Below are 26,902 nucleotides of genomic sequence, written 5' to 3'. Positions count from 1 at the left end.
AGAGCTTGGGGCAAGTTTGATTCGTTTTGGATAAGGCCTCGTCAGTATAAAATTACACGCGTCAATAAACGAATGCGCATCATTTACACGTATACAAAATGTTTGTTGAAAAGTTTTGGAAGTTTGAACATCCGGCCAGCGGTTAATTATGTTCTGAACTCAATCTACATCAGGAGGTAATCGACATGGCCAAAAACAAAATTGTCGGCGTTTTTGCATCCGAACGAGATGCGTCGGAAGCGATTATGGACTTGCGGGGATTGGGGTACAAACCGGAAGAGATTTCGGTCATCGGAAAAAATAAAGAGGATATCCGGGATATTCATGAAGAAACGGGAACAAAAGCGCCCGAAGGAATCGCGGCCGGTGCGGCGACGGGCGGCTTGCTGGGCGGTGTCGCGGGGCTTCTCGCAGGTCTCGGCGCGTTGGCCATTCCCGGCATCGGCCCGATCGTGGCGGCCGGTCCGATCGCCGCGACCTTAACCGGCGCGGCCGTCGGTGCGGGTACCGGCGGATTGGTCGGCGGCCTGGTGGGACTCGGTATTCCGGAAGAAGAAGCCGAGGAATACGATGCTTTTGTAAAACACGGCAGAATTTTGGTTATGGTTGATGCGGACGAGCTTCAGGAGACGCGGGTTTACGGTATTTTCCGCAACCATCATTCCTTGAACGCCCATCATTACCGGGATGCCCAAACAACGGAAACCCGCGAACCCGCGGGTACCTTCTACCAGGAGATCGCCACGCTCGAACGGACTCCGGAGCCGCTTACGGAGGACGCTAGGGAGGAACGGCGCATGCCGCTTCGCGAGGAGCAGCTCGACATTTCCAAGCGCCGCGAGCCTGCGGGCGAAGTGAATTTACGCAAGGAAGTGGTGGAGGAGCAGCAAACGATCGACGTTCCCGTGAGCCGGGAGGAGGTCGTGGTCGAGAAAAAGGTGGTTCCCGAAACAGCGGGCGAAGCGATGGGGGAAGGGCCGATCGGGACCGGCGAGACCATCCGCATTCCGGTTTCGGAGGAACGTGTGGAAGTTACGAAGCGGCCGGTGGTCACCGGTGAGGTTGAGGTTCATAAGCGTGAAGTCCAGGACACGGAACAGGTGCGGGATACTTTGAGACGGGAGGAAGCCCGTTTGGACCGCACCGGGAATCCGCGAGTGACCGGGGATTCGGATCTGGACTAATAAATAGAAAGACGGACGGCCATCAAGGCCGTCCGTTTGCCTTTTAAACGATGGCGTCGCCGGATATAATCTGCTTTACCCGCCCCACCTGACCGTCCTGAAGCCGCACCTTGATTCCGTGAGGGTGACTCTGGGAATTGGTCAAAATATCCTTAACGATGCCGCGTGTCAGCCGGCCTGTCGGCTGGTCCTTTTTCAGAACGATGTCCACGGTGATCCCAGGTGTAATATTTTTGCGTAAGTTACCGTTCATAGCTATCATAGCTCCTTAGATGATTAGAGTTAACCTTCTGGAAGTATACACTCCAGTTTACGATACCATAGGTGGGACCGAAATCCAAAGCGGGGGCATCGGCTTGCCATAAGCGTTAACTTTGCATATAATAGCAGATAAGTCAAAAAGCAAATGCGATGATGGAGAAGAGTAGGCAGAAGCCTCCTTACAGGGAGGAGACGTCGTGGATTGAGAACGTCTCTACGGAAACAGGCTGCCGAAGTTCGCTCCGGAGCAGTTCCTTGAACCGCGCGGAAGCTTGAAGCAGCTTCTATGGCGTGCACTAGAGGATACCGGCCGCGACCCGTTACGTCGATGAAAGTGAGAGTCGATATTCCTCCGGTTACCGCCCGTTTAACGGCGGGAATCATGCGGCGGGAACGAAACTCTAACAAGGGTGGTACCACGGTCTTTTCGTCCCTTTTCGGGAGAAAAGGCTTTTTTGTTTTTCCGTGATGAATCCATCATTCATACAGCTTAAGGAGGATTTGCCGATGAAAGAACGATTGGAAGCACTCAAGCTTGAGGCGCTGGAGGAACTCGGCCGGACGGCCGATGCGGGACAGCTGAATGACCTGCGCGTCAAATATTTGGGCAAAAAAGGGGCGCTGACCGAAATTTTGCGCGGAATGGGCGCGCTTAGTGCCGAGGAACGCCCGGTGATCGGACAGGTCGCCAATGAGGTGCGCGGAGCGATTGAATCGCTGATCGATACGAAGCAGCAGGAATTCCAACGCCAGGAAACCGAACGCCGGCTCGCCGCCGAAAAGGTGGATGTAACGTTGCCCGGACGACCGATGAAACAGGGGGCGGTACATCCGCTGAACCAGGTGATTCAAGAAATTGAGGATATTTTTATCGGAATGGGTTACCGGATCGCGGAAGGACCCGAAGTGGAGACCGATTATTACAACTTTGAGGCGCTGAATTTGCCGAGAAACCATCCGGCCCGGGATATGCAGGATTCCTTTTACCTGACGGAAGAACTGCTGATGCGTACGCAGACCTCTCCGGTGCAAGCCCGCACCATGGAAGCGATGCAAGGCGAAGTGCCGATTAAGGTGATCTGTCCCGGACGCGTTTTCCGCCGCGATGATGACGATGCCACGCACTCCTTCCAGTTCCATCAAATCGAAGGCCTGGTCGTAGGCAAAAGAATCCGGATGAGCGACTTGAAGGGCACGCTTCTGGAATTCACCCGCAAAATGTTCGGCCCCAATACGCAAATTCGTCTGCGTCCGAGCTTCTTCCCTTTCACCGAGCCTAGCGTGGAGGTGGACGTCACTTGCGTGAAATGCGCCGGCAGCGGCTGCAGAGTCTGCAAAAACTCCGGCTGGCTGGAGATTTTGGGCAGCGGTATGGTGCATCCCCGCGTACTGGAGATGGGCGGCTACGATCCGGAAATCTACAGCGGCTTTGCGTTCGGCATGGGCGTCGAGCGGATCGCGATGCTGAAATACGGGGTTGACGACATCCGTCATTTTTATAACAATGATCTGCGCTTCCTGCAGCAGTTCGCCAGAATCTAGCCTCAAGAAGAAGGAAGGAGAACGAATATGAAAGTTTCCGCCGAATGGTTGTCGCAATATGTATCATTGGATCAGGTCGATGTGCTGGAATTGGCTGAGAAAATCACCCGTTCCGGGATCGAGATCGACTCGGTCGAGAACCGCAATAACGGAGTCACCCAGGTCGTGGTCGGCTTTGTCAAGAGCAAGGAAAAGCATCCCGATGCGGATAAGCTGAACGTTTGTCTTGTGGATGCCGGAACGGGCGAGGAACTGCAGATCGTCTGCGGTGCAAAAAACGTGGCGGCCGGTCAAAAGGTGCCCGTTGCCCTGGTGGGCGCGAAGCTTCCCGGCGGCCTGGAGATCAAAAAGGCCAAGCTGCGGGGCGTCGCTTCCATGGGGATGATATGCTCGGCCAAGGAGCTCGGCCTCAATGAAAAGCTGTTGCCGAAGGAGCAGCAGGAAGGCATTCTGGTGCTGCCCGAAGACAGCGAAGTGGGGACGCCGATTACGAAACTGCTGCAGTTGGACGACCAGGTCCTCGACTTCGATTTGACGCCGAACCGTTCCGACTGTCTCAGCATGATCGGCGCGGCTTATGAAGTCGCAGCGATCCTGGGCCGGGAAATCCGGCTTCCCGAACCGGAAAAAGAGCTGGTGGAAACCGCCGAGCCGGCCAGCGGCAAAGTTTCCGTTAGGAACGCTTCCCCTGACCTGTGCAGCCGGTATGCGGTGCGTTATATCTCCAACGTGACGATCGGGGCTTCCCCGCTGTGGATGCAAAACCGGCTGATGGCCGCGGGAATCCGCCCCATCAACAACATCGTCGACATCACGAATTATGTGATGCTGGAATACGGCCAGCCGCTGCACGCCTTCGACGCCGACCGGATTGCCGGAGGGGCCATCGGGGTTCGCACCGCAAAGGCGGGGGAAACCTTGGTGACCCTGGACGGCCAGGAGCGCAAACTTGAGCCGGGAGCCCTGCTGATTGTGGACGGGGAGGACCGTCCGGTCGGGCTCGCGGGCGTCATGGGCGGACTCGATTCCGAAGTGACGGAGAATACGCGGAATATCATCCTGGAATCCGCAAAATTCGACGGGGCGGTTGTGCGGAAGACTTCGCGCCAATTGGGGCTGCGATCCGAAGCTTCGCAGCGCTTTGAGAAGGAAGTGGATCCGGCTCGGGTTCTTCCGGCTCTCCATCGTGCGGCTTCACTGATGGCCCGCTTGGCCGGCGGCCATGTGCTGCAAGGCGTGGTGCAGTCCGTCGTTTCCGAGGAGCAGGAGCGGGTAATCGCCCTTTCCCTGGACAAATTGAACGAATATTTGGGAACGGAAATTTCGACGCTTGAAACGAAGGCGATATTGAGCCGATTGAATTTCGATTTCGCCGAAACGTCGGACCAGGTATTGGAAGTTCGCGTACCAACGCGCCGCGGCGATATTACCCGCGATGTCGACCTGATCGAAGAAGTGGCCCGTTTGTACGGCTACGATCATATTCCGACCACGGCGATTGAGGGACCGACGACGGCGGGCGGCTATACGAAGCCGCAGGCGCTACGTCGCGCGCTGCGCGGTACGCTGGTGCACGGCGGATGGCAGGAAACGATGGGGTACTCTTTTATCCGGGAAGGCGCCTCCCGCAAATTCCCCGAGCTTGGCGAAGGCGGCTTCGAGGTCAAGTTGGCCATGCCGATGAGTGAGGACCGCAGCGTACTGCGGAGCAGTCTGCTGCCGGGATTGCTCGATATGGCGCAGTATAACCGGAACCGCAAGCAGGAGGATCTGGCTTTGTTCGAGATCGGGACCGTTTTCCAGGGCACGGATCCTTCCATGACCGCCCAGCCTCGCGAATTATCCGTGCTCGGGCTGCTGCTGGCCGGCTCCCGCGGTGAAAAACGCTGGAATACCCCGGCCGAGAAGGTCGACTTCTATGATTTGAAGGGCGCGTTGGAAAGCCTGTTTGAATACCTGGGCCTCAACGAACAAGTCTCCTATGCGGCGGATCAGCCGCAGGGCTTCCATCCCGGACGGTCCGCTTCCATTTACCTGAACGGTTCCGGAGGCAACCGGAAGATCGGCACCCTCGGACAGCTTCACCCGGAAGTGCAGTTGGAGATGGATCTGGATGACACCTATGTGGCCGAACTTCTCCTGGAACCGCTGTACGAACAGGCGGGTGAGACGGTTTCCTACCGGGATCTGCCGCGCTTCCCGGCTATGCAGCGGGATATCGCTGTCGTGGTGGATGCCGGGATCGAAGCGGCCTCGCTGATGTCCGCGATTCGCGCGACGGGCGGATCGCTGCTTGAATCCGTCGAGGTTTTCGATGTGTTTACCGGCAGCAAGCTGGGCGAAGGCAAGAAGAGCGTGGCGTTGTCCCTGACTTACCGCGACATGGATCGGACGCTGACCGATGAAGAGGTCGCCGAGGTTCACGGTAAAGTTGTGGAGACGCTGGAGCAAACTTTTGGAGCCGAATTGCGAAAATAGCAGGAATTAAACAGAGTCACATCGAATCATTCCTTATGCAAATATTCGATGTGACTTTTGTTCAAATACAGACATCTGAGATGAAACCCCGACCGAAGGAGGCACTTGGCTGTGAATAACCCTGACCGTATTAGTGTAAATGTGGAAATATACGGCACTTCATATAAAATCGTCGGGAGTAATGCGGAATACACCAAGCAGGTAGCCCGGCGCGTCGACGAGCAGATGCGTTCCATCGCCAAGATGTATTCCCATCTCGATACCCCGCGGCTGGCGGTGCTCGCCGCCGTCCGTATGGCGGAAGAAGCGGTGCGAGCGGAGCAGCTCCAGGACGAACTGGACCGGACATTGCGTGAGAAGGCAAGCCTCGCCCAGGAAATTTCCGTGATGCAGGCGCTCCAGACGAAGCAGGAACATGATTATAAAGAATTGCAGGAGCAGCATCACCAGTTAAAAAGCGATAAGAAACAGCTTGAGGACAAGGCTAGCCGAGCCGAAGCCGGTTTGAAGGAACGCGACGAGGAAATCCGAAAGGCCACGGCCCGGATTCAGGAACTGGAGCGCCAGTTGGCCGAGCAGCGCGGGAGCAACGGGCAGCTTCAAGCGAAGCTGCGCACGGTGGAGCAGGATGCCCGCAAGGCGAAGGAAGAACGGGAGCAGTTGCAGCAGCAGCTCAAGGCGTCCGCGCAGCGGGAAGAGGCCGCCAAAACGGCGGAACAACGGGCGAAAGAGCACGGTATGAAGCTGGAGCAGCAGCTTAAGCTCGCGCATCAGTCGATTCAGGCGGCCGACGCGGAAGCCAAAAAGCATACCCGTTCGCTCCAGGAGGCCCAGGAACGCGAGAACAAGCTTCGCACGGAGCTGACGGCGGCCGTACAGAACGAGAGTTCCTGGCATAAACTGGCGGAGAAGCGAAACGATGAGCTAAGCCGGCTGGAGATCACTCTTTTGGAGGCGGAAGAGCGGACGAATTCGCTGGAGGAACAGCTTCGGACCGTAACCGGGGAACTGGAGGCGGCGAAAGAGCAGAGATTGTCCGAACAGGAGAAATCCGCGCAGCTGGAAGAGGATTTGCAATCTTTGAAGGCCAAGCTTTCGCAGGTTGAAGGCGAACGCCAATCCGCCAAGAAGGCGGCCGAACTGGCCGGCGAGGACAAGCGGCAGCTGGAAGAGGAGAGCAAGCGTCTGCGTTTGCGGCTTGAGGAAAGCGAGCGGGAAATGCAGGAATATGTTGCGCTCGCGGAGGAATTGGAGGAGTCCCGTAAAGCGGCCGAACGGCGCGAAAACGAATGGAGAGAGCAGCTTGCGGCCGCGCAGGGAGAATTGGCGTCCTGGCGGGAAACCGAGGCCGAATTGCAGCGTCAACTGGCGGAATGGCAGCAGGAATGCGCCGCCGGAGGCGAGCGGACGTTGACCCTCTCCGCGGAATACGGCGAGCTTGAGAAACAGAAGGAAGAGATCGCCGCACAGTTGCAGGAGATTACGGACAGTTACGAAATTATCTCCCATGAATATCGCTTGCTTCAGGCCGAGCGCGAAGTGGAACGCGAGAAGGTGCAGCAGCGGGAAGAGGAATACCGCCGCCTGAAAGACGACTACGCCAAGCTGCAGAACGAGTACAACGAATGGATCGAACTGATTGAGCAGGACCAAAATTAGGACAGGTAATGGCAGAGCCCCCGGCTGAAAACGCCGGGGGCTCTGTTTCTGCTATTCCACGATGATTTTGGAGATCATCGAGCCGTGTCCGCTACCGCACATGATAGAACAGGCTACTTCAAACTCTCCCGTTTCCTTCGGGATAATGACGGCTGAATCTTTCTTGCCATCCAGGTGGAGCTTGAGGCCCGGGACAAGAATGCCGTGATTGCCCTCCACATTTTTAAACGTGATTTTGACGGGAACATCTTTCTTAAGGCGATACTCCGCTTGATCAAACTTGTAGTTGGATGCTTCGATCACCAATTCGGCTTCCGGCTTTACATCGCTTGCCGCGCTGCTGTTTCCGGAACCGCTGCCTCCGCCGCAAGCAGCCAACAGGAGAATAAGTACAGAAGAAATTAAAACGGCAACTGTTTTTTTCACGCTAATCCCTCTCTGTATGACGTTTTTTTGACAATATCAAGAATTATTATAGCGTAGATAGACAGGAGGGAGTCGAACAAGATTTGAAGGAATCGTGAATTCGAACACGGGGAAACAGAACAAATCCGTCCGGGGAAGGGGACGGATTTGATTCGTTGGTCTCTATCGGGTTTGACTACTATTATTTTCCGGCGTCAAACGGCGTGGATACCGGAATGAACAGGTCGATGATCCCGATCACCAGCGCGGCCAGCAATGCTCCGATCATCGATACGGAGACGCCGGAGACGATAAACTGGGCCAACCATATCACCAAGGCGCTGGTGATAAAGCCGACGATGCCTCTTCCGAACGGAGTGACCCTTTTACCGAAGATTCCCTCGATCGCCCAGCCCAATAAAGCGATGACGAGCGCAAGGAGCAGGGCGCTGCCGAATCCGCCGATGCTGAATTGCGGAACGATCCAGCCGACAACAAGCAGAACGAGGGCCGAGACGATAAAGCGGACGACATGTCCCAAAAAATTCATGGCACTTGGCCTCCTTCTTCAAAATAACGTGTGATAATCCTCAATTATCTTGTTCCGGTCGGGACATTTTTATGTACGACGCCGGGGAAATGGCGAAAAATGGCCTCATTCGCTATAATGGGATCATAGCCCGAGGGGAGTAGTGAACGTTCTTGGACGAGAAAATTTTAAAAACAATGGAATATCCAAAAATTATAGAGCAATTGGTGAAGTATACGCAGACTCCAATGGGCAGGGAAACGGCGGAGGAATTGTCGCCCGTGACCGGCCTGGAGGATGTAAAGCGGTTGCTGCAGGCCACGGAGGAAGCCTTTACCGTCGACCGGCTCAAAGGTTATCCGGCCTTCGGCGGCATCGTGGATATCGTTCCCGCGGCGAAGCGGGCGCGAATCGGCGGAACGCTGAATCCCCATGAATTGCTCGGCATTGCCACCACGTTGGAAGGGTCTCGCCGAATCAAGCGCTTTTTGGCCAATATGCATGAGGAGCATCCGATTCCGCTTTTGTTTACGCTCAGCGATTCGCTGAGCGAGCAGAAGCCGCTGGAGGAAGCGATCAAACGCTGCATTGACGAAAGCGCGGAAGTGGTGGACTCGGCCAGTGCCGAACTCGCGCAAATCCGCCGCGAATTACGCGGCGGGGAGGTGCGGATCCGCGAGAAATTGGACGCGATGATCCGTTCCTCGAGCGTCGCCAAAATGCTCCAGGATCAATTGATTACCATCCGGGGCGACCGGTTTGTCATTCCGGTCAAGGCGGAATACCGGTCCCATTTCGGCGGGATCGTCCATGACCAGTCGGGCTCCGGAGCGACCTTGTTCATCGAGCCCGAATCGATCGTGGCAATGAACAACAAGCTGCGCGAAACCCGGCTGCGCGAAGAACGCGAGATCGAGGTGATCCTGCAGAAGTTGACCGCCCAGGTCGGAGAGCAGGCCGAACTGCTGCTTTATGACATCGATGTGCTGGCGCAGCTTGATTTTATTTTCGCGAAGGCCCGTCTGGCGCGCGGGATGAAAGCGGTCCTCCCGCGTATGAACGACCGCGGCTTTATGAAGCTGCGGCGGGGAAGGCATCCGCTGATTCCGGCGGAGCAGGTCGTGCCGATCGATGTGGAACTCGGCAACCAGTATTCGACCATCATCGTCACCGGTCCGAACACGGGCGGGAAGACGGTTACATTGAAGACAATCGGCCTGCTCAGCCTGATGGCGATGTCCGGGCTGTTCGTTCCCGCGGAGGAAGGAAGCCAGCTCTGCGTCTTCGATGCGATTTATGCCGACATCGGAGATGAGCAGAGTATCGAGCAGAATTTGAGTACCTTCTCCAGCCACATGACCAACATCATCTCCATTCTGAGCAAAATGACGCCGAAGAGCCTGGTGCTGCTGGATGAAGTCGGCGCGGGCACCGACCCGGCGGAAGGCTCCGCTTTGGCGATCGCCATCCTGGAGCATATCCATGCGTTGGGCTGCCGGATGGTGGCGACGACGCATTACAGTGAGCTGAAGGCCTATGCTTACGAGCGCAAAGGGGTCATCAACGCAAGTATGGAATTCGATGTCAACACGCTGAGTCCGACCTACCGGTTACTGGTCGGAGTTCCGGGTCGAAGCAACGCGTTTGCGATCGCCGAGCGGCTGGGGCTTCCCGGCAGCATTCTGGATTACGCCCGCGGCGAGATCAAGGAAGAGGACCAGCGGGTGGAGCATATGATCGCTTCGCTCGAAGAGAACCGAAACGTGGCCGAGCAGGAGCGGGAATCGGCGGAGAAGCTGCGCAAGGAGCTGGAAGCTCTGAGAAGCCGCCATGCTGCGGAGCTGGAGAAGCTGGAGCAGCAGAAGGACCGCAGGCTGGAAAAAGCCGAGGAAGAAGCTCGGGCGATCGTGGCCAGGGCGCGAAGCGAGGCCGAGAAGATCATCGACGAGCTGCGCAGGCTGGCGATGGAGGAAGGCGCCTCCGTGAAGGAGCATAAACTGATCGCCGCCCGGAAGCAGCTGGACGAGGCCGAACCTCAGCAGCGCAAAAAGGCGGCCGGGCGCAAAGCGGCCAAAGCGCCCCGGCAAATCGAGCCCGGCGATGAAGTTATGGTCTACAGCCTGAACCAAAAAGGGCATGTCGTCGAGCTGGCCGGCACCAAAGAAGCGCTCGTCCAGCTCGGCATTATGAAAATGAAGGTAGCGATCGATGATCTGGAACTGATCGGTTCGCCCGCACCGGCCAAACAGGCGCAGCGCACGGTTGCCAACGTGAAGCGGACGCGGGACGACCAGGTCCGCAGCGAGCTCGATTTGCGCGGATCCAATCTGGAGGAAGCGCTCATTGAAGTCGACCGGTTTATCGATGAAGCGTATTTGGCCAATCTGGGCCAGATCTACATCATTCACGGCAAGGGCACGGGGATTCTGCGCACCGGTATTTCGGATTACCTCCGGAAGCACAAGCATATCAAGAGCTACCGACTTGGAAATTACGGGGAAGGCGGAACCGGTGTGACGGTAGCCGAGCTGAAGTAAACGGGAGGGAAGCGATTTGAAGGAAACCATTGATCCGCTTCTGGAACAGCCGATCGGCCTAATGGCCGGGTATTTTTCGGTAGCGATAGTTGAATTGATCGTATTTCTTTCCTGCTTTGAACTCGTCACAAGGTACCGATGCTGGCATGAAATCAAGCGGGGGAATATGGCGGCTTCACTCGCCACGGGCGGCAAAATTTTCGGGCTTTGCAATATTTTGCAGTATGCGACCGCCCGTCCTACGATTTACGATTTCATGTCGTGGTCCTTTGTTGGAGCCTTTCTCTTGTTTCTGGCGTATGTCATGTTTGAATTTTTAACCCCGGTTTTCCATATCGACAAGGAAATCGCCGCCGGAAATACCGCCGTGGGATTCATTGCGATGGCCGTCTCGGTATCGGTATCCTTTGTGATAGGAGTATGTATAGCATAGGAGGAGAACGGCATGTTGAAGAACCTGGTCAGGGTTTTGTTCGTGGCGGCGATGCTGTTTCTGGCTGCCGGTGTCATTTTTTTGTGGAACGCTTAAAAAAAAACGCTTCGATATTTGGTGTAAAAGAAAGGAGGGGCCGTTCATGGAAACGACGATTTGCCCCTGGTGTCAAACCGAAATCGTGTGGGATGAGGAGCTTGGCCCGGAGGAAGAGTGCCCTTACTGTCATAATGAGTTGAAGGGCTACCGCACGCTTAATATCTCCCTCGGCTCCGCCGAGGAGCTGGAGGAGGAGGTAGAAGCGGACGAGGAGGCGGATACCGATCTCTGGGAAGAGGACGAAGAGAGCCATTTGAACGCGATCCGCCGGCTGGAGTCTTTCGCCGCTGCGGGCGGCGATCTGCTGGCCTATGAATCCGGCGTGGAGAAAATACTGGACGGGCAGGATGAAATTCCGGAGTGCCCGCATTGCCGGGAGTACATGATGTTCGCCGGAACCCAGCCGCTAGGGGCTGACTTTGAACCGGCCGGGCAGGAGGCGGTTGAGCAGCCGCTTGTGGCGGGTACGGCCAAACTCAACGTGTTCGTATGCTCCGCCTGCTTCCATGTGAGCAAATTTTTGTCGGAGGACGACAGAAACGCCTTGATTCGGACGGTGAGTGGCCAATAGAGGACGGCCCAAGGACCTTTTCGCGCATTTCCGGCGAAAAGGTCCTTTTTTGTGTTGGTTCCCTCCCTTTTGGGCATCTTACAGGATACACCTTAACGCTGGAGGAGCACACGCATGAAACGTTCGCTTAACGGCCAATCCCGGCTGCTCTTAGCCGTCAACGGGCTTTTCGTCCTGGCTGGAGCGTTATCGGGAACCTTCCTGAACGTCTATCTTTGGAAGGCCAGACAAGATTTCGCGATGATCGGCTGGTTCACGTTCAGCCAGCAGCTCGCGCTCGGACTGACGTTTTGGATCGCCGGCAAATGGGTGAAAGAGCGGGACAAAATGATTTCGCTCCGGCTCGGCATCGTCGTCTCCGGCCTGTTTTATTTGCTTGTCCTTTGGGCCGGTCCGCATACGGTCAACTACATCTGGCCGCTGGGTTTTCTGTTCGGAATCGGTTCAGGTCTGTTTTGGCTCGCCTTCAATGTCGTTTATTTTGAGGTCACCGATATGGAGACCCGAGATTTATTCAACGGTTGGATCGGCATTTTAGGTTCGGTGATCGGAATTTTGGGTCCATGGGCATCCGGGGGCCTGATTTCCATGTTAAAAGGGGATGTGGGCTATCGGGTCATCTTTACCCTTTCGCTCGTCGTCTACGGGATTGGAATCCTGCTTAGCTTTCGTCTGAAAAAAAGAAAACGGGGCGGCACCTACCGCTGGATGGACCCCTTTCGCCATTTTCAAAAAAACAGTCCCTGGCGGCAAGCCGTGCCGGCCTCGGCGGCACATGGCCTGCGGGAGGGGGTATTTTCCTTCCTGGTCACTTTGCTGGTCTATATCAGCACCTCCGCGGAATGGAAAGTCGGGCAATTTTCGTTTGCGACTTCCTTGGTCTCCCTGGTCAGCTTCTGGGCGGTTGGAAAATGGCTGAAAATCAGTCACCGTTATTACGGAATGCTGATCGGCGCCTTGTTGATCACGGGGGTGATCGGCCCGCTGCTTTGGAAAGTCAACTATTTTACGCTCATGTTGTTCGGGATCGGCACTTCTCTGTTTATGCCGCTGTATTTGCTGCCGGTAACCTCCTCGGTATTCGATTTGATCGGCAAAAACAAGGACAGCGTGGAACATCGGGTGGAACTGGTCGTTTTGCGCGAGCTGAGCATCATGGCTGGCCGGCTTGCGGGCACCTTGCTGTTTATCGTTGTTTTCGGGCTGGCCCCCCGTATGACGACCGTCACTTGGCTGATGCTCGGGTTGGGAGCGACGCCCGTCCTCAGTTGGATCGCGATCCGCAAATTGATTCGAGAACCGGTCGATGCGGCGTAAAGCAGCCTCTACCGCTTGCAGCCGGGCTGCACGCTGCGCCGTAAGGGCTATGGTGGAGAAGGCTTGGTGCTTCGCGACAGCGAAAACCAGGCCATATCGGGCCGCGGCTTGCCTGTCAGAGCATCGGCGATCATCCGCGCGGCCATCATAGCGCAAACCGTTCCGTTGCCGCCGTAATTTTCGAGGAAATAGCAATTCGGGTAATCCGGGTGGGTTCCGATATAGGGGAAACCGTCCCGGGTATCGCCAAAGACGGCCCCCCAAGCGTAGGCGGCTTTGAGGCGTTTGGTCCGGGGAAAAAGAGCGTGGATCCGCTCCAAAAGCTTGCCGCTTTGATGAAACTCCCTTCCTTCCTGAAGGGTTCCATCTTTCAACGGTTCGTCCAGCCCGCCGGCAATAATTCTCCCGTCGGACGTAGTCCTTAAATACAGGTAGGGCCTGGCCGTTTCCCAGATCATGGCTCGTTCATACCAGTCGCCGAGATGATTCGCAGGCTCGGTAACGACCGCATAAGTGGCGACCAGTGAAGCGCCGGGCTCTTTATGGATCATTTGCGTTTCATATCCCGTGGCGAAAATTACATGCCGCGCCCGGATCGTCATTTGACCGGTACGGCAAAGGACCCCGTCCTCTTTAAAATTCCATCCCGTTATGGGAGATTCCTCGAAAATTCGAACGCCGTTCGCCTCCGCCCGGCTTACCAACTGTGCGTCAGAGCGAATGGATGAATCTCCGCGTCCCCCTGCGTGTAAATGGCGGCGGGCCTGCGGAACGGGAAACGTGCGGCCAAGTCCGCTTCCTCCCACCACTCCACCGAAAACCCGTGCTGTGTCAACGTTTCGTATTCCCGGCGGAGCGAGGCGACCTCCTCTTCCAGGCTGGCCAGGTACAGGCTGCTGCGCTCATGAAGAGGAAACCCGGGAGCCAGTTCGCGACAGATTTCTTTCAGATCGACCAAGGCTTCCCGGCACAGCCGGTAAAAATGAACGGCCGCTTGTTCGCCGAATGTTTGAATGAGCGAGGTCAGTGTTTTGTCGTTGGCATATTGCAGGATACCGGTGTTCGCCAGCGTGCTGCCCGAGGCGATCCGTTTTTTTTCGACAAGAATGGAGCGAACTCCCCGATTCCCCAGAAGATAAGCGCACAGCGCGCCGCTGATTCCCCCGCCGATAATCAGGCAGTCGCAGGACAGGTTGCGGGTTACCGCCGGATATCGGGGGATTCGCTCCATATTCCGATGCCAATAGAAATGGCCCGTATGTAATTGCATTCGTGGTTCCTCCTCGATTTTGCCTTTCTCCATAAATTCACCGCGATAAGGAAAAATTAACCGGGCTGGAAATCTTCCATGCGACGGACGTTTTTCTTTGCAGGATGCCCAATTTCATGTAATATAAGTATTAAATTTAGATTCCGAGGGCACGAATTAGGATAGACGGTCATCGGAACAGCGCTGGAGGATGAGGCATGAAACAATTGAGCGAATTGAAGCTGAAAGTGCTGGATCTTCTGAAAGAGGACGCCCGCCGGGATCCGAAACTGCTGGCAACCCTGCTCGGTGTAACCTCCGAAGAGGTTACGGCAGCCATCGCGGAACTGGAAGAGGATCATGTCATTGTAAAATACGCGACCGTCATCAATTCCAGTAAATTGGATGATGAGAAAGTGACGGCGCTGATCGAGGTACAGATTACACCCGAGCGGGGCCGGGGCTTTGAAGCGATTGCGGAACGGGTCTATCTTTTCCCGCAGGTCAAGTCCGTGTATCTCATGTCCGGTGCCTATGACCTGTTGGTCGAAGTCGAGGGACGCAATTTGAAAGAGGTGGCCAGCTTTGTTTCCGACAAGCTGTCTCCGCTGGAATCCGTACTTTCCACAAAAACGCACTTTATTCTTAAAAAATATAAGCAGGACGGCATCATTTTCGAAGACCCTGAAGAAGACCGCCGCCTGATGATCTCTCCGTAAAGGAAGTAATAGTATGAGTGTACAATCACAAGGACAGGCAGAAACGGCCGGCAAATCCATGACATCCTACCTGGCGCCGCGGGTAAGGGAAATTCAGCCTTCGGGCATCCGGCGTTTTTTCGATCTCGCCAGCGGCAATAAGGATATCATTACGCTGGGCGTAGGCGAGCCCGATTTTATCACCCCGTGGCATGTGAGAGAGGCGTGCGTCTACTCCTTGGAACGGGGGTTCACCAGCTATACCAGCAACGCGGGAACTCCCGAACTCCGCGAAGCGATCGCCGAATATTTGTATAACAGCTATTCCGTGAAATATGATCCGAAAGATGAAATTTTGGTAACGGTGGGGGCCAGCGAGGCGATCGATCTCGCTCTTCGCGCTTTAATCGTACCCGGCGACGAGATTCTGGTCCCGGTTCCTTGCTATATCTCCTATTCGCCGATCACCCAGGTCGGAGGCGGGGTTTCCGTGGAAATCGAAACCTTTGCCGAGGACAATTTCAAGCTGAGAGCGGAACAGCTTAAAGCCAAGATTACGCCGAAATCGAAAGTGCTGATCTTGAACTACCCGAGCAATCCGACCGGCGGAATCATGAGTTATGAAGATTGGCTGCCGATTGCCAAGATCGTCGAAGAGAACGACCTGATCGTGATTTCCGATGAAATTTATTCGGAATTGACCTATGGAGAGAAGCATGTCAGCTTCGCCTCCATTCCGGGAATGAAGGACCGGACGATCCTGGTGAACGGCTTCTCCAAAGCCTTTGCCATGACCGGCTGGCGCATGGGTTACGCTTGCGGACACCCCGATCTGATTTACGCCATGTTGAAAATCCACCAATACACCGTCATGTGCGCCCCCGTCATGGGGCAGGTGGCCGCGTTGGAGGCATTGAAAAACGGGCTGCAGGAGAAGGACCATATGGTCGAATCCTATAACCAGCGGAGAAGATTGATCGTGCAGGGGCTTCGGGATATCGGTCTGACCTGCCATGAGCCGCAGGGGGCGTTTTATGCGTTCCCGAGCATCGCATCGACGGGTTTGAGCTCGGATGAATTTGCGACGAAGCTGTTGTTGGAAGCGAAGGTGGCGGCCGTTCCGGGGAATGTGTTCGGTGCGGGAGGCGAAGGCTTCCTCCGCTGCTCGTACGCGACTTCCGTATCGCAGATCAGCGAAGCGCTGCATCGCATGGGCGAGTTTATTCACAAACTGAAACAAGGCTGAGTCGTAGCGAACCTGCCGGAGAAATGGGGCTAATTAACATTTCTTTCATTTTTTAATTGATCCCTGTCCAATTGGCATGGTATAATTTCTTTTTGGAAGAGGTTTAATTTCTCAGGGAGGGATACATTTGGGTTGTGGTGAATACAATATACCCCTTGAAATGGCCGGGATTGTGATCGCTGGAGGCAATCAATCGAACCAATGGATAGACGAAGTCGATCGCAAGGCTTCACCACAAGCAATTTCCTTGGAGGATGAAATCCATTTGCTGCGGAGTAAAATGGAGATGCTTTTTCAGCAGGAGAACTCGTTCACTTCGGATATCGTAATTGAAATCAGCAGCTTGCTGGATTTGAAGATCAATGAGTTTATGAAGATCCGCCGGGAGGGCAGATAGCCGTTTGCAGGCTGGCCGCGAACCGGAACATAGTGATATCCAAATCATATTAAAGAAGATCCTTCAAGGATCTTCTTTTTTAAATTTGTGGTATATTGGAACATAGGAAAAAGGGGGCTATCCATATGGCGATTTACACAAGAACCGGGGATCAGGGGCAAACCTCGGTGATCGGCGGACGGGTCGACAAGGACGATATCCAGGTTGAGGCCTATGGCACGATCGACGAATTGAACAGCTTTGTCGGCTTGGCGGGGAGCTATGCCGATGACACGTTATTTGCCGATTTGAAGCAAGATTTGGAGCAGATTCAGCAGGAATTGTTCGATTGCGGATCCGACCTTGCCTATGCCAAGCTCGGTGAGCGTCCTTATAAGGTCGGAGCCGATTTGGCGGAGCGGCTGGAGTCCTGGATCGATCGTTATCAAGCGGAGAATCCTCCGCTCGAGAAGTTTATTCTGCCGGGCGGGACGGCTTTATCCTCCGCGCTGCACGTATGCAGAACGGTCTGCCGCCGGGCCGAACGGCAAGCGGTGTCGTTGAGCAAGAAAATGGATGTGAACTGGGAAGCGATTAAGTATTTGAACCGCCTCTCGGACTTTTTCTTTGCGGCCGCCCGGACCGCCAATGCCCGCCAGCAGACCCCGGATGTGGAATACGTGCGCAGTGCGAAGGTGTTCGGCAGAAAATCATGAGCGCTTACTATAAACCGATTACGTACACCGTGACCGAAAAGGAAGACGGCTGGCTGCTTAAAACCGTCCTGCAGCGGAAGCTCGGCGTTTCCCGCAAGCTGTTGTCGCGCATCAAACTGACGGAGCGCGGCGTCATGCTCAATGGAGAACGGGTTTATATCAGCGTCCCGGTCAAAGCCGGCGATCTGGTCGCCATCTCCCTGGAGCAGGAGGTGTCGGACGATATTTTGCCGCAGCCGATTCCGTTTGACATCGTATTTGAGGATGATGCGCTTCTGATCGTCAACAAGGCGCCCGGCGTGATCGTTCATCCGACCCACGGCCATTATACGGATACGCTGGCGAACGGAGTGGTGTACTATTGGCGGGAAAAAGGGGAGAAGGTCCGCTTTCGCCCCGTTCATCGGCTGGACCAGGAGACCAGCGGACTGGTGGCGATCGCGAAAAACGCCTATATCCATCAGCATATTTCCGAACAGCTCATCGCGGGAAAGGTGACCAAAAAGTATACGGCATTCGTTTACGGATGCCCGCGGCCGGACGAAGGGGTGATCGACGGTCCGATCGATCGGGATCCACAGGAGCCGCATCGCCGTATCGTGACTCCGGCCGGGTATCCGGCGGTGACCTTTTACAAGGTCTCCGAATGCTACGCGCTGGGCGCTATGGTGGACCTTCGCCTTGGCACGGGCAGGACGCATCAGATCCGCGTCCATATGACCTCGATCGATCATCCCTTGATCGGGGACAAGATGTATACGGGAACCGGCGGCAGGGGCCAACTCCCTGTTGTTCAACCGCCCGGGGATTCCGGGCCGTTCGACGGCGCTATTCAACGTCAGGCCCTTCACGCTTCCGAACTGGGGTTTCGCCATCCCCTTACGGGGGAGGAGCTGCTTTTTCGCGTGCCCCTGCCCGAGGATATGGAGAACTTGCGGCGAAAGCTGCAGGATTTAGATAGTTAAGCTAGCAGGAGGAATCATTCGGATGAAAAAATTGAAGGTTTATCAATACCCGCCCTGCGGCACCTGCCGCAAAGCCGTGAAATGGCTGGAGGGCCAGGGCTATACGTTGGACTCGCGGAACATTAAGGAGACGCCTCCGAACGTGGAAGAATTGGAGGAAATGATTTCGCTGAGCGGTCTGGAATTGAAGAAATTTTTCAATACCAGCGGCGATGTCTACCGTGAAATGGGGCTGAAAGACCGGTTGCCCGCCATGTCGCGGGAAGAGCAGCTGGCCCTGCTCGCCTCGAACGGAATGCTGATCAAACGCCCGCTGGTGACGGACGGCAAGCAGGCGACCGTCGGCTTCAAGGAGGACATGTTCGAGAAGGCATGGGGATAGGCGTAATCATGAGACCAATTTACGAAGAAAGGAAGCGAGCGAAATCATGAACACCGGACAAAGCGGACGGGAGAGCATTCTGCTGGTTGACGGGATGGCCTTGATGTTCCGAGCCTATTATGCTTCGGCGGCCACGGGTTATATCCGGCGCACCAAAGCGGGGCTGCCTACGAATGCGGTTTATGGATTTATGCGGTATTTTTGGGACGCGGTCCAAAAGTTTTCCCCGTCGCATATCGCCTGCTGTTGGGATCTGGGCAGCAAAACGTTCCGGACGGAGCAGTTTGCGGCTTATAAAGGCAACCGCTCGGAGGCGCCGGATGAGCTGATTCCGCAGTTTTCGATCATACGGGACGTTATGGAAAGCTTGGGGATTCCCAATATCAGCAGCCCGGGTTATGAAGCGGACGATTGCATCGGTACGCTGGCCGCCAGGTTCAGCCCGGAGATGGAGGTTCTCATCCTCACGGGGGACCATGACATGCTGCAGTTGGTGAATGAGCGGACAAGCGTCATTATTATGAAAAAGGGCCACGGCAACTATATGGTCTACACGCCGGAAACCCTGATGGAAGAGAAACAACTGGTTCCCCGCCAGATTATAGATTTGAAAGGCCTGATGGGCGATACCAGCGACAATTATCCCGGCGTGCGCGGCATCGGCGAGAAAACCGCGCTGAAGCTTGTCCAGGAGCACGGGTCGGTCGAGGGGATTCTGGCCAACTTGGACGCTTTGTCCAAATCGGTCCGGACCAAGATTGAGAACGACTTGGACATGCTGCATCTGTCAAGACGGCTGGCGGAGATCCGCTGCGATGTGGAATTGGCGTGCGGCGTCGACGAATGCCGCTTTGTCATGAACGCGGCCGCGGTCGCTTCCAAATTCGAGGAGCTCGAAATGTCCAGCATCGTTTCGTGGATGGGACTGGCGGCCACGCCATGACCTTGGACAAGTGGCAGACGCTTTTGGATAAATGAAAAGCAGCGATCCTTCCGTACGGAGGGTCGCTGCTTTTTTTCAAAAATAGGAATTGGTGTAGCGTTAGCCCGAAGGGTCTAATGGCCGTAATCTCCTCCCTTTGAAGCCTGGCGGGAGGATAAGGGTCATTTGCGGCCTTATTTTGTCGAATTCGTCCCTTCGCTCAGAAATAGCGGTCTTTTGGGGCCTTATTTTAGGGAAAACCGGGCAGAACCCCTGATTTTTGGACCCGCATCAGTGAAATAAGGCCCTTTTTGGCCGCTATTTTACCCGAAAACGCAAATCGGGGCGAAATAACGGCCCCAAACGCCGCTATTATAACAGGCGGCAAGAACGATTGCGGATAGGCAGCACCCATTATCAGTTTTAATGCAACGCTAGTGCCCCATAAAGTCCGCTATTCCTTCCGCATGAGCCGTCATTCATCAACCCATGTATTCATTGAGCTTCACTGTCGTATAAAACCTGGCCGCTTAAAGATAAATCATAACCTTGAAAGGAGCCCAGCTCCTGTCTGAATTCGGGGGATTTGACGGTATCGAGAAACCGCTCGATCCAGGCGGCCGTACTCTCCGTTTTGAGGACAACAAGGTCGTATCTTTCCTGGATTAATGGGATAAATTCGACTTCGCTGATGAGGGATACGGCGTTTTCGATGCCTACGCCGACATCGGCTTGTCCCGCCGCGACTTTGCCGGCCACCGCCAAATGGCTGGTCTCCACATCCTGATATCCATCGATCCCGGCTCGGGATATGCCGTGCAAGCGCAGCTGTTCGTCCAGGAGCACCCGGGCGCCGGAACCGATCTCCCGATTGATCAGCTTGATGTCCTTCCGTCCGAGGTCGCTCCAGGTTTCTAATTGTTTGGGGTTTCCGCGGCGGACGTAAAGACCGGCCTGACGCATCAGCAAATTGACCACGAGGTAAGAATGGCCGGTCAGAATTTTGGTGATATACGGCAAATTGTATTCCCCGGTGTTCCCGTCCAGCAGATGCGTGCTGACGATGTCGCTGTTCCCCTGGTACATGGAGATCAGCCCATCAAGGCTTCCGTCGTGCGAGCGCAGGGGGCGCAGCCCCGGCTGCGTCCGCTCGAGATGCTTGGCCAATAAATCGAGGCTCAGATCCTGGCCGGTAATGACCAGGGTTCCCGGAACCCGCGAAGCGTCCCGGGAAAGGCGCCGGTCCGAAGCCGCCGCCGGCTGCGGCGGAAGGCTCTGGCCGCCGACGGGGAACGGCTCGCTTTGAGGCCCGGAAGGGACAGCCCCGCTTTTGGCTACTCTTTTGTATTGCTCCAAATCATCCGCGTCGATACGCATTTGTTTCCCGACACGGTACGCGGGCAAGCTGCCCTTTTTGATCAGGTCGTAAACCGTTAATTTAGATACTTTCAACAGCTTGGCAACTTCTTCGGCTGTATATGAAATCTCGCTCATTCGGAGACCTCCAATTGACGAATTTATGTCTAATTATAACTAGTTATATTCAAATATAACAAAATAGAATAGAATATATTTATCTAATTCTATGGGAGGCATACATAAATGCGGCATTTCTCTGGTTCCCGTTTCCGTGGAAGTACGCTTGTATTTATTTTAATGGTTGTCATCGGACTCCTAACCTCTTGCGGCGTACCGTCCGATAAGGCGGCCACACAACAGGCGGCATCCGACTCCGAAACGGCAGCGACCGTTACGCTGACTATTTCGGCGGCGGCCAGTTTAAAAGAGAGTCTGGAGGAGATCGCTCCGCTCTTTGAAAAGGAACAGCGGAATATCCGACTGACCATGAATTTCGGCGCATCGGGTTCGCTGCAAAAGCAGATCGAGCAGGGAGCACCCGTGGATCTGTTTCTATCGGCAGGCCAAAAACAGATGACCGCCCTGATGGACAAAGGGCTCATCAAGCCTGAAAGCAAAACGGACCTGTTACGGAACCGGCTTGTTCTGGTTCGGCCAGCCGACGCTACGGGCGAGCTTTCCTCCTTGGCGGATTTGAAAAAAACGGATTTCGGGACGATCGCTCTGGGTGAACCCGAGGTGGTTCCCGCCGGCGCGTACACCAAGGAAGCGCTGGAGCATACCGGATTATGGGAGGCGCTTTCGTCCAAAATGATATTCGCCAAAGATGTTACACAGGTGCTCACCTATGTGGAATCGGGAAACGTGGATGCCGGCTTCGTTTATGAAAGCGATGCGAAAGGTTCTTCGAACATCCAAACCGGGCTCGTGGTCGATGAAGAAAGCCACGCTCCTATTCTTTATCCGGCAGGCGTGGTGTCCGCCTCCGAGCATCAAGAGGAAGCCGGCCGGTTCTTGCAATTTCTGCAATCCCGGGAGGCTCGTCAAGTGTTTGTTGACCACGGGTTCACGGTACCGGAGTAAGCGGCATGATGCATGCTTCGTTTTGGTCGCCTGTTCTGCTTTCCCTTAAGGTATCCCTTCTCGCCGGAACCTTGGCCTTTTTGCTTGCCGGATGGTTGGCCTGGCTTATGACGGGACGGAAATTTCGCGGGAAAATTGTGCTTGAAACGATCTTTATGCTTCCTATGGTACTGCCGCCTACCGTGGTCGGGTTCCTGCTGCTTATGGCCTTCGGACGCAGGAGCTTTATCGGCCGGTGGTTTGAAGCGCTGTCCGGCCTGCCGATCGTCTTTACTTGGGGGGCCGCCGTCCTGGCGGCCGCCGTCGTTGCTTTCCCGCTGGCGTATCAGTCGGCCAAAGCCGGCTTCGCTTCCATCGATCGGGATCTGCTGGCCGCGGGCCGGTCGATGGGGGCGTCCGAGCCGCAGCTATTGTTCCGGGTCGCTATCCCGCTAGCCGGTCGTTCCTTGACAACCGCGTTCGTGCTGTCCTTTACCCGGGCCCTTGGCGAGTTTGGAGCGACGCTGATGCTGGCCGGTAACATCCCCGGAAGAACCCAGACGCTGCCGACGGCCATTTACATGGCTGTGGAGTCGGGCGATACCGGAACGGCCTGGGCTTGGGCGGGCTGGATGGTGTTGATCTCCTTCCTGCTGCTGGCCTGCTTCGGCCCCCGAACGGAACGGAAGGAATAAGCGGATAAGAAAAGACTGTTAATCCGTAAAATAGGCATCTCCGACAACCTGGTACAAAAAGCTCCGCAGTTCGCCGCCCTCTTCCTCATTCAGGGCGAATACATGCTCCAGGTAACCTTCTTCCTCAAGGTCGTCGGTGCCCAAGATCGCGGTTTTTCCGTTCTGGAGATCGGTCACAAGTTTCTTGCCGTAAAAACGGTTTGTCGTGGTGACAGCCAGGTCAAAACGTTTGAGGGAGTTTCCGATAAAAGTGACAAAACGGGTGGATGTGCTCTCCGTGCTGTCGGATAAAAAGTCCAAATCCTGATTTGATGCGGTCATAAGCTGTGCCTCCTATAAAACGAGTTGTCTCCTGTCATTATAGCGGATATTCGGTCGCCCGTGGAAATGGCAACGAAAATAATCCGGATTGACAATCTCCGAAAAAATGGTACTATTAGTAACAACAGTATACGACTAGAGGAAGCACCTCTCTTGAATCATTCGGGAGAGGTGCTTTTTTTGCGTTTTTGGATTGAAACGCCTGTCGTTGCTGACAGTCGAAGGAGGTAGAAGGGATGCGGATTGTTTTTCTGAACAGCCTGGAGAAGAAGGATGGCGGGGCCACCGCCGGCGATGCCCAGGTATGGATCGGCGAAGAGGACGGGGTTTGGAGGATGGGGTGGAACGAATCGACGGGAGAGGAGGAAAGCGAGACAATTTGGTACGAAGGCGGTTCATGGTCTGAAATGCTCCATATTTATCGGCATAGGCTGGTCATCAAGCTCGGCGAAGGCTACCGTCCGGTGATCGAAGGGATATGGGATGAGAGGGAGGAGTTTCACGGAAGGGGCATGGCCGCGCAGCGGCTGATTTGTTACAGCGAACTTCACGAGAACGAAACGCTGTACAATGAGCTGTGCGGTTGGCGGCGGAAGAAAGCTTCCGCCGAACGCAAGGCCCCCTATCTTATCGCCAGCAACCGGCTGCTTCGCCTGATCAGCGTATTTCGGCCGCATACGGTGGACGAATTACTGCAGCTGCCTGGAGTCGGAGAGAACAAGGCGGCCGAATACGGGACCGAATTGCTTGCGTTAACCGCGGCGCAGGCTGGAGAACGGCCGGGCGAGTTTCCGCTCGATTGGGTGGAACGGGACATCGACGACGATACCTTTCGTTCCTGGATGTATAGGCAGAAGGAAGCTAAATTCCGCATGGAGATGGAGAAATTCAGCCTGCGCCGTCAAGCGCTGGAAGCGATGGCCCAAGGCGGCAATTTGGAAGGAATCTGCGAACGGACAGGTCTCGAACGGAGGGATGCCGTCGAACTGCTCGAGCAATTCGAGAAGGACGGGTACACGACCGAGGCGCTCGTTCAGTTGGAGTTGCAGGACATGCCGGCGGAGGAGAAAAGCTCCATCTGGCAGGCCTTTGAGGAACTCGGGGACGCCTTCCTCAAACCCGTGCTGCAGCGGGCTTACGATCAGGAGACGATAGAGACGGCCAATCTGGATCGGCTTTATGAACGAATCCGCCTGCTCCGCCTTTCCTATCGTCGGCATAAGGATCAGGCGCAGAAAGCCGGATAACTCCTAAATAAACAAAACAGCGCGTTTTCTCCGTTCAACCTCAAGGGAAGGCGTAGGCGGAGAAAAGGCGCTGTGTTTTCTTTAAAGCCGCATGTAATGTACTAAATCCAGTCCCGCTTGCGGAACAGATAGAACATGCCTGCGCCGAGGACGATCATGACGCCCAGGACGACATAATATCCGTATTTCCAATGGATTTCGGGCATGTGTTCAAAATTCATCCCGTATATCCCTGTAATCAGGGTCAACGGAATGAAAATCGTGGTGATCGCGGTGAATACGCGCATGATTTCATTGGCCCGGTTGGCGATCGCCGCCTGATAAGCTTCTCGCAAGTTACCGATCAATTCCCGAAAGGTGTCGAAGTTTTCGGAGATTTTAACGGCATTTTCATAAATATCGCTGAAATACTTTTGCAGTTGATCGTCGATCAGTCGCAAGTCTTTTTTATTTAAAATATTGATAACTTCCTTTTGAGGGCCAAGCACTTTCTTCAACCACAAAATTTCGCTTCGCAGACCGATGATCTCGTTCAGGTGCGAGCGTTTGGTGTGCATCAATATATCTTCTTCCAGCTTTTCGATTTTGACTTCGATGCGGTCACCGACAATGAAGTAGTTGTCGACCACGAGGTCGATGAGAAAATAAAGAAAGCGGTCGGGTTCGCTGACTTCCTGTTCCCAGAGAATCGGCTTGACGGCCCGCAGTTCGTTAATTTTCTGCTTCGTCACGGTGATGATGTAGTGTCTTCCCAAGAAGATGTTTAGCGCCCGCAGAAAAATTTCCTCATCATCATAACGGATGCTGTTAACTACAATAAAGTAATGGTTGTCGTAGGTTTCGATTTTCGGACGCTGCTCCTCCTCGGTGAGGCAGTCCTCAACGGCAAGATCATGCAGCGAGAACAGCGGTTGAAGCAGCGCCAGGTCATCAACGTCCGCGTCAATCCAGTAGAAGCCTTCCTCAGGCGGGGTTGTCGTGAGTTCCACGTCTTCGACCGGCTTAAATACACCGGCCACCACATGACGGATTTTCATACCAATCACTCCCTTTTCCGGCCTAGGCAGCCGGGATATGCTCATTTTTGGTTTGAGCACAGGAAAGGATCAGCACGGCGAACGCCGAAAAAGGCGTTTTATGAAAACACCGGGAAAAGAAAGTGCCCGTTACCCTCCACGTGGCGCCTGCTGATCGGTTTCCTATGCGGTTGTTTCTTCAGGTCCATGCGCTGCGGACTCGGGTCGCCTTCCATTTCTCGGATTCACCTCTTTATCATGAGTTTATGGGTTGCCTTTTTAGCACTTGTCTAGTATAACGCCGGGGGTTGAAATGTTTCAAGCCAAAAAGTTGTGGATAAAAAATGGCGTACGCCTTGTTAAAAAAGAGAATTCATGTATAATGAAATCAACCTGATTCAATTAGAATTTTAACAACAGAATATTTAGACGATTTTCTTATCAAGAGTAGGTGGAGGGACTGGCCCGATGATACCCGGCAACCGGCGATACGTCGCACGGTGCTAATTCTTGCAGAGCTTGGGAGCATGATGTGATGCTCTTAGGTTTCTGAGAGATGAGAGAGGCGCATTCAGGAATAAATGATGACCTTTCTCTTTGGAGTGAGGTCTTTTTCTTGTTATTGCCCGCTTTCACGAGGTAACCCAGTAAAATCCCCAAAAAAAAGGAGTTGGAATGTAATGCCGATTAAAGTACCGGATCATCTGCCGGCCAAGGAAGTGCTTGCGAACGAGAATATTTTTGTAATGGATGAGAGCCGGGCCTACCAGCAGGACATTCGGCCCCTCAGAATCGCCATTCTGAACCTGATGCCGACGAAAGAAACGACGGAATCGCAAATTTTGCGTTTGCTCGGCAACACGCCGCTCCAGGTGGAGATCGTATTGCTCCACCCCCGTTCCCATATTTCGAAGAATACGTCGGCGGAGCATTTGGAGATGTTCTACAAAACCTTCGACGAGATCAAGAGCCGGCGGTTTGACGGCATGATCGTGACGGGCGCGCCGGTCGAGCAACTGGCTTTTGAAGAAGTCAACTATTGGGAGGAACTGAAAGAGATCTTCGAATGGAGCAAAACGCATGTCACTTCGACCATGCACATCTGTTGGGCTTCCCAGGCCGGTTTATACTACCACTACGGGGTCCGCAAAGTCCCGCTCGAGAAAAAATGCTTCGGCATCTTCTCCCATACCGTCAACAACCCCCGCGTAAAATTAATGCGGGGCTTCGACGAAGTGTTCCAGGTTCCGCATTCCCGTCATACGGACGTATCCCGGGAGGATATCGAGCGGTCCCCGGAGCTCGAGATTTTGGCCGAATCGGAGGAAGCCGGTATCTACCTCGTCGCTTCACGGGACGGGAAGCAAATTTTTGTGACCGGACACTCGGAGTATGATGCGGGTTCCCTGAAGTGGGAATATGATCGTGACGTCGCCAAAGGGCTGGAAATCGAGCTTCCGGTGAACTATTATCCGAACAACGATCCCTCCAAGCCCCCGCGTTCGACTTGGAGAGCGCATGCCAACTTATTATTCTCCAACTGGCTGAACTACTATGTGTATCAGGAAACACCGTATGATATCGATGAAATGGCCGAACTTATATACCATATTTGATTAGTGGAGGGGTACGC

Annotated in this window: 25 protein-coding genes, 1 pseudogene, 1 riboswitch and 1 other annotated feature; of the genes and pseudogenes, 19 read left to right on the top strand and 7 right to left on the bottom strand. The window is 54.7% G+C overall.

Features of this window, described 5'->3' with window-relative positions; translation table 11 throughout:
- Positions 1 to 185: 185 nt before the first annotated feature.
- Positions 186 to 1,184, top strand: coding sequence for a YsnF/AvaK domain-containing protein (locus tag FRY98_RS05155; RefSeq protein WP_148450642.1), 999 nt, complete (start codon positions 186 to 188; stop codon positions 1,182 to 1,184).
- Between the two features lie 43 nt (positions 1,185 to 1,227).
- Here FRY98_RS05155 and FRY98_RS05150 read toward each other — a convergent pair whose 3' ends face one another.
- Positions 1,228 to 1,437 carry a YwbE family protein gene (locus FRY98_RS05150; RefSeq protein WP_148450641.1) on the bottom strand — a complete coding sequence of 70 codons (210 nt, stop codon included), beginning with the start codon at positions 1,435 to 1,437 and terminating at the stop codon, positions 1,228 to 1,230.
- Positions 1,438 to 1,586: 149 nt separating this feature from the next.
- Positions 1,587 to 1,883 (top strand) — a binding site (T-box leader).
- Positions 1,884 to 1,952: 69 nt separating this feature from the next.
- Between FRY98_RS05150 and pheS the strand changes: the two genes are divergently transcribed.
- From pheS to zapA, 3 genes are all read left to right on the top strand, one after another.
- The gene (pheS, locus tag FRY98_RS05145) at positions 1,953 to 2,987 is read left to right on the top strand and encodes a phenylalanine--tRNA ligase subunit alpha (protein ID WP_148450640.1); all 1,035 of its coding nucleotides are present in this window, start codon (positions 1,953 to 1,955) and stop codon (positions 2,985 to 2,987) included.
- Between the two features lie 27 nt (positions 2,988 to 3,014).
- Entirely contained in the window at positions 3,015 to 5,465 is a 2,451-nt protein-coding gene (gene pheT / locus FRY98_RS05140) for a phenylalanine--tRNA ligase subunit beta (RefSeq protein WP_148450639.1), read from the top strand.
- 111 nt (positions 5,466 to 5,576) lie between these two features.
- Positions 5,577 to 7,124 (top strand): cell division protein ZapA, encoded by a 1,548-nt coding sequence (zapA, locus tag FRY98_RS05135; RefSeq protein ID WP_148450638.1) that lies wholly within the window; start codon positions 5,577 to 5,579, stop codon positions 7,122 to 7,124.
- 51 nt (positions 7,125 to 7,175) lie between these two features.
- On the opposite strand, the gene FRY98_RS05130 is transcribed toward zapA, so the two are convergent.
- Both FRY98_RS05130 and FRY98_RS05125 read right to left on the bottom strand, forming a co-directional pair.
- Complete coding sequence (locus tag FRY98_RS05130; RefSeq protein ID WP_148450637.1) at positions 7,176 to 7,550, bottom strand: cupredoxin domain-containing protein; 375 nt, start codon at positions 7,548 to 7,550, stop codon at positions 7,176 to 7,178.
- A gap of 181 nt (positions 7,551 to 7,731) precedes the next feature.
- Complete coding sequence (locus FRY98_RS05125; protein ID WP_148450636.1) at positions 7,732 to 8,079, bottom strand: phage holin family protein; 348 nt, start codon at positions 8,077 to 8,079, stop codon at positions 7,732 to 7,734.
- 152 nt (positions 8,080 to 8,231) lie between these two features.
- Here FRY98_RS05125 and FRY98_RS05120 point away from each other — a divergent pair, with 152 nt between their 5' ends.
- The 4 genes from FRY98_RS05120 to FRY98_RS05105 all read left to right on the top strand — a co-directional run bounded on the left by FRY98_RS05120 (position 8,232) and on the right by FRY98_RS05105 (position 13,015).
- Positions 8,232 to 10,595: an endonuclease MutS2 gene (locus tag FRY98_RS05120; protein WP_148450635.1), complete on the top strand. Its 2,364-nt coding sequence runs from the start codon at positions 8,232 to 8,234 to the stop codon at positions 10,593 to 10,595.
- Between the two features lie 16 nt (positions 10,596 to 10,611).
- Positions 10,612 to 11,028: a DUF350 domain-containing protein gene (locus FRY98_RS05115; protein WP_225040447.1), complete on the top strand. Its 417-nt coding sequence runs from the start codon at positions 10,612 to 10,614 to the stop codon at positions 11,026 to 11,028.
- Between the two features lie 142 nt (positions 11,029 to 11,170).
- On the top strand, positions 11,171 to 11,698 hold the full coding sequence (locus FRY98_RS05110; RefSeq protein ID WP_148450634.1) for a hypothetical protein: 528 nt from the start codon (positions 11,171 to 11,173) through the stop codon (positions 11,696 to 11,698).
- A 114-nt stretch (positions 11,699 to 11,812) separates the two neighbouring features.
- Positions 11,813 to 13,015 carry an MFS transporter gene (locus tag FRY98_RS05105; protein WP_148450633.1) on the top strand — a complete coding sequence of 401 codons (1,203 nt, stop codon included), beginning with the start codon at positions 11,813 to 11,815 and terminating at the stop codon, positions 13,013 to 13,015.
- Positions 13,016 to 13,062: 47 nt separating this feature from the next.
- Here FRY98_RS05105 and FRY98_RS05100 read toward each other — a convergent pair.
- Positions 13,063 to 14,246: pseudogene (locus tag FRY98_RS05100) on the bottom strand (NAD(P)/FAD-dependent oxidoreductase).
- A 236-nt stretch (positions 14,247 to 14,482) separates the two neighbouring features.
- On the opposite strand from FRY98_RS05100, the gene FRY98_RS05095 reads away from it, so the two are divergent.
- From FRY98_RS05095 to FRY98_RS05065, 7 genes are all read left to right on the top strand, one after another.
- Entirely contained in the window at positions 14,483 to 14,983 is a 501-nt protein-coding gene (locus FRY98_RS05095; RefSeq protein WP_148450632.1) for an Lrp/AsnC family transcriptional regulator, read from the top strand.
- A 13-nt stretch (positions 14,984 to 14,996) separates the two neighbouring features.
- Positions 14,997 to 16,208 (top strand): aminotransferase class I/II-fold pyridoxal phosphate-dependent enzyme, encoded by a 1,212-nt coding sequence (locus FRY98_RS05090; RefSeq protein ID WP_148450631.1) that lies wholly within the window; start codon positions 14,997 to 14,999, stop codon positions 16,206 to 16,208.
- Positions 16,209 to 16,335: 127 nt separating this feature from the next.
- A complete protein-coding gene (locus tag FRY98_RS05085; RefSeq protein ID WP_225040442.1) occupies positions 16,336 to 16,605 on the top strand; it encodes an aspartyl-phosphate phosphatase Spo0E family protein in 270 nt (89 codons plus the stop codon).
- Positions 16,606 to 16,730: 125 nt separating this feature from the next.
- Positions 16,731 to 17,300 (top strand): cob(I)yrinic acid a,c-diamide adenosyltransferase, encoded by a 570-nt coding sequence (locus FRY98_RS05080; RefSeq protein WP_148450630.1) that lies wholly within the window; start codon positions 16,731 to 16,733, stop codon positions 17,298 to 17,300.
- Positions 17,297 to 18,265 carry an RluA family pseudouridine synthase gene (locus tag FRY98_RS05075; RefSeq protein ID WP_148450629.1) on the top strand — a complete coding sequence of 323 codons (969 nt, stop codon included), beginning with the start codon at positions 17,297 to 17,299 and terminating at the stop codon, positions 18,263 to 18,265. The genes FRY98_RS05080 and FRY98_RS05075 overlap by 4 nt, the downstream gene beginning before the upstream one ends.
- Positions 18,266 to 18,287: 22 nt before the next feature.
- Positions 18,288 to 18,647, top strand: a complete 360-nt coding sequence (locus FRY98_RS05070) for an arsenate reductase family protein (protein WP_211373260.1) — start codon at positions 18,288 to 18,290, stop codon at positions 18,645 to 18,647.
- Positions 18,648 to 18,693: 46 nt separating this feature from the next.
- Positions 18,694 to 19,590, top strand: a complete 897-nt coding sequence (locus FRY98_RS05065) for a 5'-3' exonuclease (protein WP_148450627.1) — start codon at positions 18,694 to 18,696, stop codon at positions 19,588 to 19,590.
- A 474-nt stretch (positions 19,591 to 20,064) separates the two neighbouring features.
- Here the strand turns inward: FRY98_RS05065 and FRY98_RS05060 are convergent, their stop codons facing one another.
- The gene (locus FRY98_RS05060; RefSeq protein WP_148450626.1) at positions 20,065 to 21,063 is read right to left on the bottom strand and encodes a helix-turn-helix transcriptional regulator; all 999 of its coding nucleotides are present in this window, start codon (positions 21,061 to 21,063) and stop codon (positions 20,065 to 20,067) included.
- Between the two features lie 108 nt (positions 21,064 to 21,171).
- Here FRY98_RS05060 and modA point away from each other — a divergent pair, with 108 nt between their 5' ends.
- Positions 21,172 to 22,011 (top strand): molybdate ABC transporter substrate-binding protein, encoded by an 840-nt coding sequence (gene modA, locus FRY98_RS05055; RefSeq protein WP_148450625.1) that lies wholly within the window; start codon positions 21,172 to 21,174, stop codon positions 22,009 to 22,011.
- A 5-nt stretch (positions 22,012 to 22,016) separates the two neighbouring features.
- On the top strand, positions 22,017 to 22,685 hold the full coding sequence (gene modB, locus FRY98_RS05050; protein ID WP_148450624.1) for a molybdate ABC transporter permease subunit: 669 nt from the start codon (positions 22,017 to 22,019) through the stop codon (positions 22,683 to 22,685).
- 18 nt (positions 22,686 to 22,703) lie between these two features.
- On the opposite strand, the gene FRY98_RS05045 is transcribed toward modB, so the two are convergent.
- Positions 22,704 to 23,006 (bottom strand): DUF3055 domain-containing protein, encoded by a 303-nt coding sequence (locus tag FRY98_RS05045; protein WP_148450623.1) that lies wholly within the window; start codon positions 23,004 to 23,006, stop codon positions 22,704 to 22,706.
- A 236-nt stretch (positions 23,007 to 23,242) separates the two neighbouring features.
- Between FRY98_RS05045 and FRY98_RS05040 the strand changes: the two genes are divergently transcribed.
- Positions 23,243 to 24,253, top strand: coding sequence for an HRDC domain-containing protein (locus FRY98_RS05040; protein WP_148450622.1), 1,011 nt, complete (start codon positions 23,243 to 23,245; stop codon positions 24,251 to 24,253).
- Between the two features lie 101 nt (positions 24,254 to 24,354).
- Here the strand turns inward: FRY98_RS05040 and corA are convergent, their stop codons facing one another.
- Positions 24,355 to 25,290, bottom strand: coding sequence for a magnesium/cobalt transporter CorA (gene corA / locus FRY98_RS05035; RefSeq protein ID WP_148450621.1), 936 nt, complete (start codon positions 25,288 to 25,290; stop codon positions 24,355 to 24,357).
- A 414-nt stretch (positions 25,291 to 25,704) separates the two neighbouring features.
- A riboswitch (SAM riboswitch) is annotated at positions 25,705 to 25,832 on the top strand.
- Between the two features lie 117 nt (positions 25,833 to 25,949).
- On the opposite strand from corA, the gene metA reads away from it, so the two are divergent.
- Positions 25,950 to 26,885, top strand: coding sequence for a homoserine O-acetyltransferase MetA (gene metA, locus FRY98_RS05030; RefSeq protein ID WP_148450620.1), 936 nt, complete (start codon positions 25,950 to 25,952; stop codon positions 26,883 to 26,885).
- Positions 26,886 to 26,902 lie beyond the last annotated feature (17 nt).

The sequence above is a fragment of the Paenibacillus faecis genome (genome assembly GCF_008084145.1).
Taxonomy (GTDB): Bacteria; Bacillota; Bacilli; order Paenibacillales; family Paenibacillaceae; genus Fontibacillus; species Fontibacillus faecis.
Note: the sequence above shows the minus strand (reverse complement) of the source record. Positions and strands in the feature narration are given on the sequence as shown.

Excerpts from the sequence above, each read along its gene's own strand:
- FRY98_RS05155 (WP_148450642.1), top strand. The coding sequence starts at position 186 with ATGGCCAAAAACAAAATTGTCGGCGTTTTTGCATCCGAACGAGATGCG.
- FRY98_RS05150 (WP_148450641.1), bottom strand. The coding sequence starts at position 1,437 with ATGAACGGTAACTTACGCAAAAATATTACACCTGGGATCACCGTGGAC.
- pheS (WP_148450640.1), top strand. The coding sequence starts at position 1,953 with ATGAAAGAACGATTGGAAGCACTCAAGCTTGAGGCGCTGGAGGAACTC.
- pheT (WP_148450639.1), top strand. The coding sequence starts at position 3,015 with ATGAAAGTTTCCGCCGAATGGTTGTCGCAATATGTATCATTGGATCAG.
- FRY98_RS05125 (WP_148450636.1), bottom strand. The coding sequence starts at position 8,079 with ATGAATTTTTTGGGACATGTCGTCCGCTTTATCGTCTCGGCCCTCGTT.
- FRY98_RS05110 (WP_148450634.1), top strand. The coding sequence starts at position 11,171 with ATGGAAACGACGATTTGCCCCTGGTGTCAAACCGAAATCGTGTGGGAT.
- FRY98_RS05105 (WP_148450633.1), top strand. The coding sequence starts at position 11,813 with ATGAAACGTTCGCTTAACGGCCAATCCCGGCTGCTCTTAGCCGTCAAC.
- FRY98_RS05095 (WP_148450632.1), top strand. The coding sequence starts at position 14,483 with ATGAAACAATTGAGCGAATTGAAGCTGAAAGTGCTGGATCTTCTGAAA.
- FRY98_RS05090 (WP_148450631.1), top strand. The coding sequence starts at position 14,997 with ATGAGTGTACAATCACAAGGACAGGCAGAAACGGCCGGCAAATCCATG.
- FRY98_RS05080 (WP_148450630.1), top strand. The coding sequence starts at position 16,731 with ATGGCGATTTACACAAGAACCGGGGATCAGGGGCAAACCTCGGTGATC.
- FRY98_RS05075 (WP_148450629.1), top strand. The coding sequence starts at position 17,297 with ATGAGCGCTTACTATAAACCGATTACGTACACCGTGACCGAAAAGGAA.
- FRY98_RS05070 (WP_211373260.1), top strand. The coding sequence starts at position 18,288 with ATGAAAAAATTGAAGGTTTATCAATACCCGCCCTGCGGCACCTGCCGC.
- FRY98_RS05065 (WP_148450627.1), top strand. The coding sequence starts at position 18,694 with ATGAACACCGGACAAAGCGGACGGGAGAGCATTCTGCTGGTTGACGGG.
- FRY98_RS05060 (WP_148450626.1), bottom strand. The coding sequence starts at position 21,063 with ATGAGCGAGATTTCATATACAGCCGAAGAAGTTGCCAAGCTGTTGAAA.
- modA (WP_148450625.1), top strand. The coding sequence starts at position 21,172 with ATGCGGCATTTCTCTGGTTCCCGTTTCCGTGGAAGTACGCTTGTATTT.
- modB (WP_148450624.1), top strand. The coding sequence starts at position 22,017 with ATGATGCATGCTTCGTTTTGGTCGCCTGTTCTGCTTTCCCTTAAGGTA.
- FRY98_RS05045 (WP_148450623.1), bottom strand. The coding sequence starts at position 23,006 with ATGACCGCATCAAATCAGGATTTGGACTTTTTATCCGACAGCACGGAG.
- FRY98_RS05040 (WP_148450622.1), top strand. The coding sequence starts at position 23,243 with ATGCGGATTGTTTTTCTGAACAGCCTGGAGAAGAAGGATGGCGGGGCC.
- corA (WP_148450621.1), bottom strand. The coding sequence starts at position 25,290 with ATGAAAATCCGTCATGTGGTGGCCGGTGTATTTAAGCCGGTCGAAGAC.
- metA (WP_148450620.1), top strand. The coding sequence starts at position 25,950 with ATGCCGATTAAAGTACCGGATCATCTGCCGGCCAAGGAAGTGCTTGCG.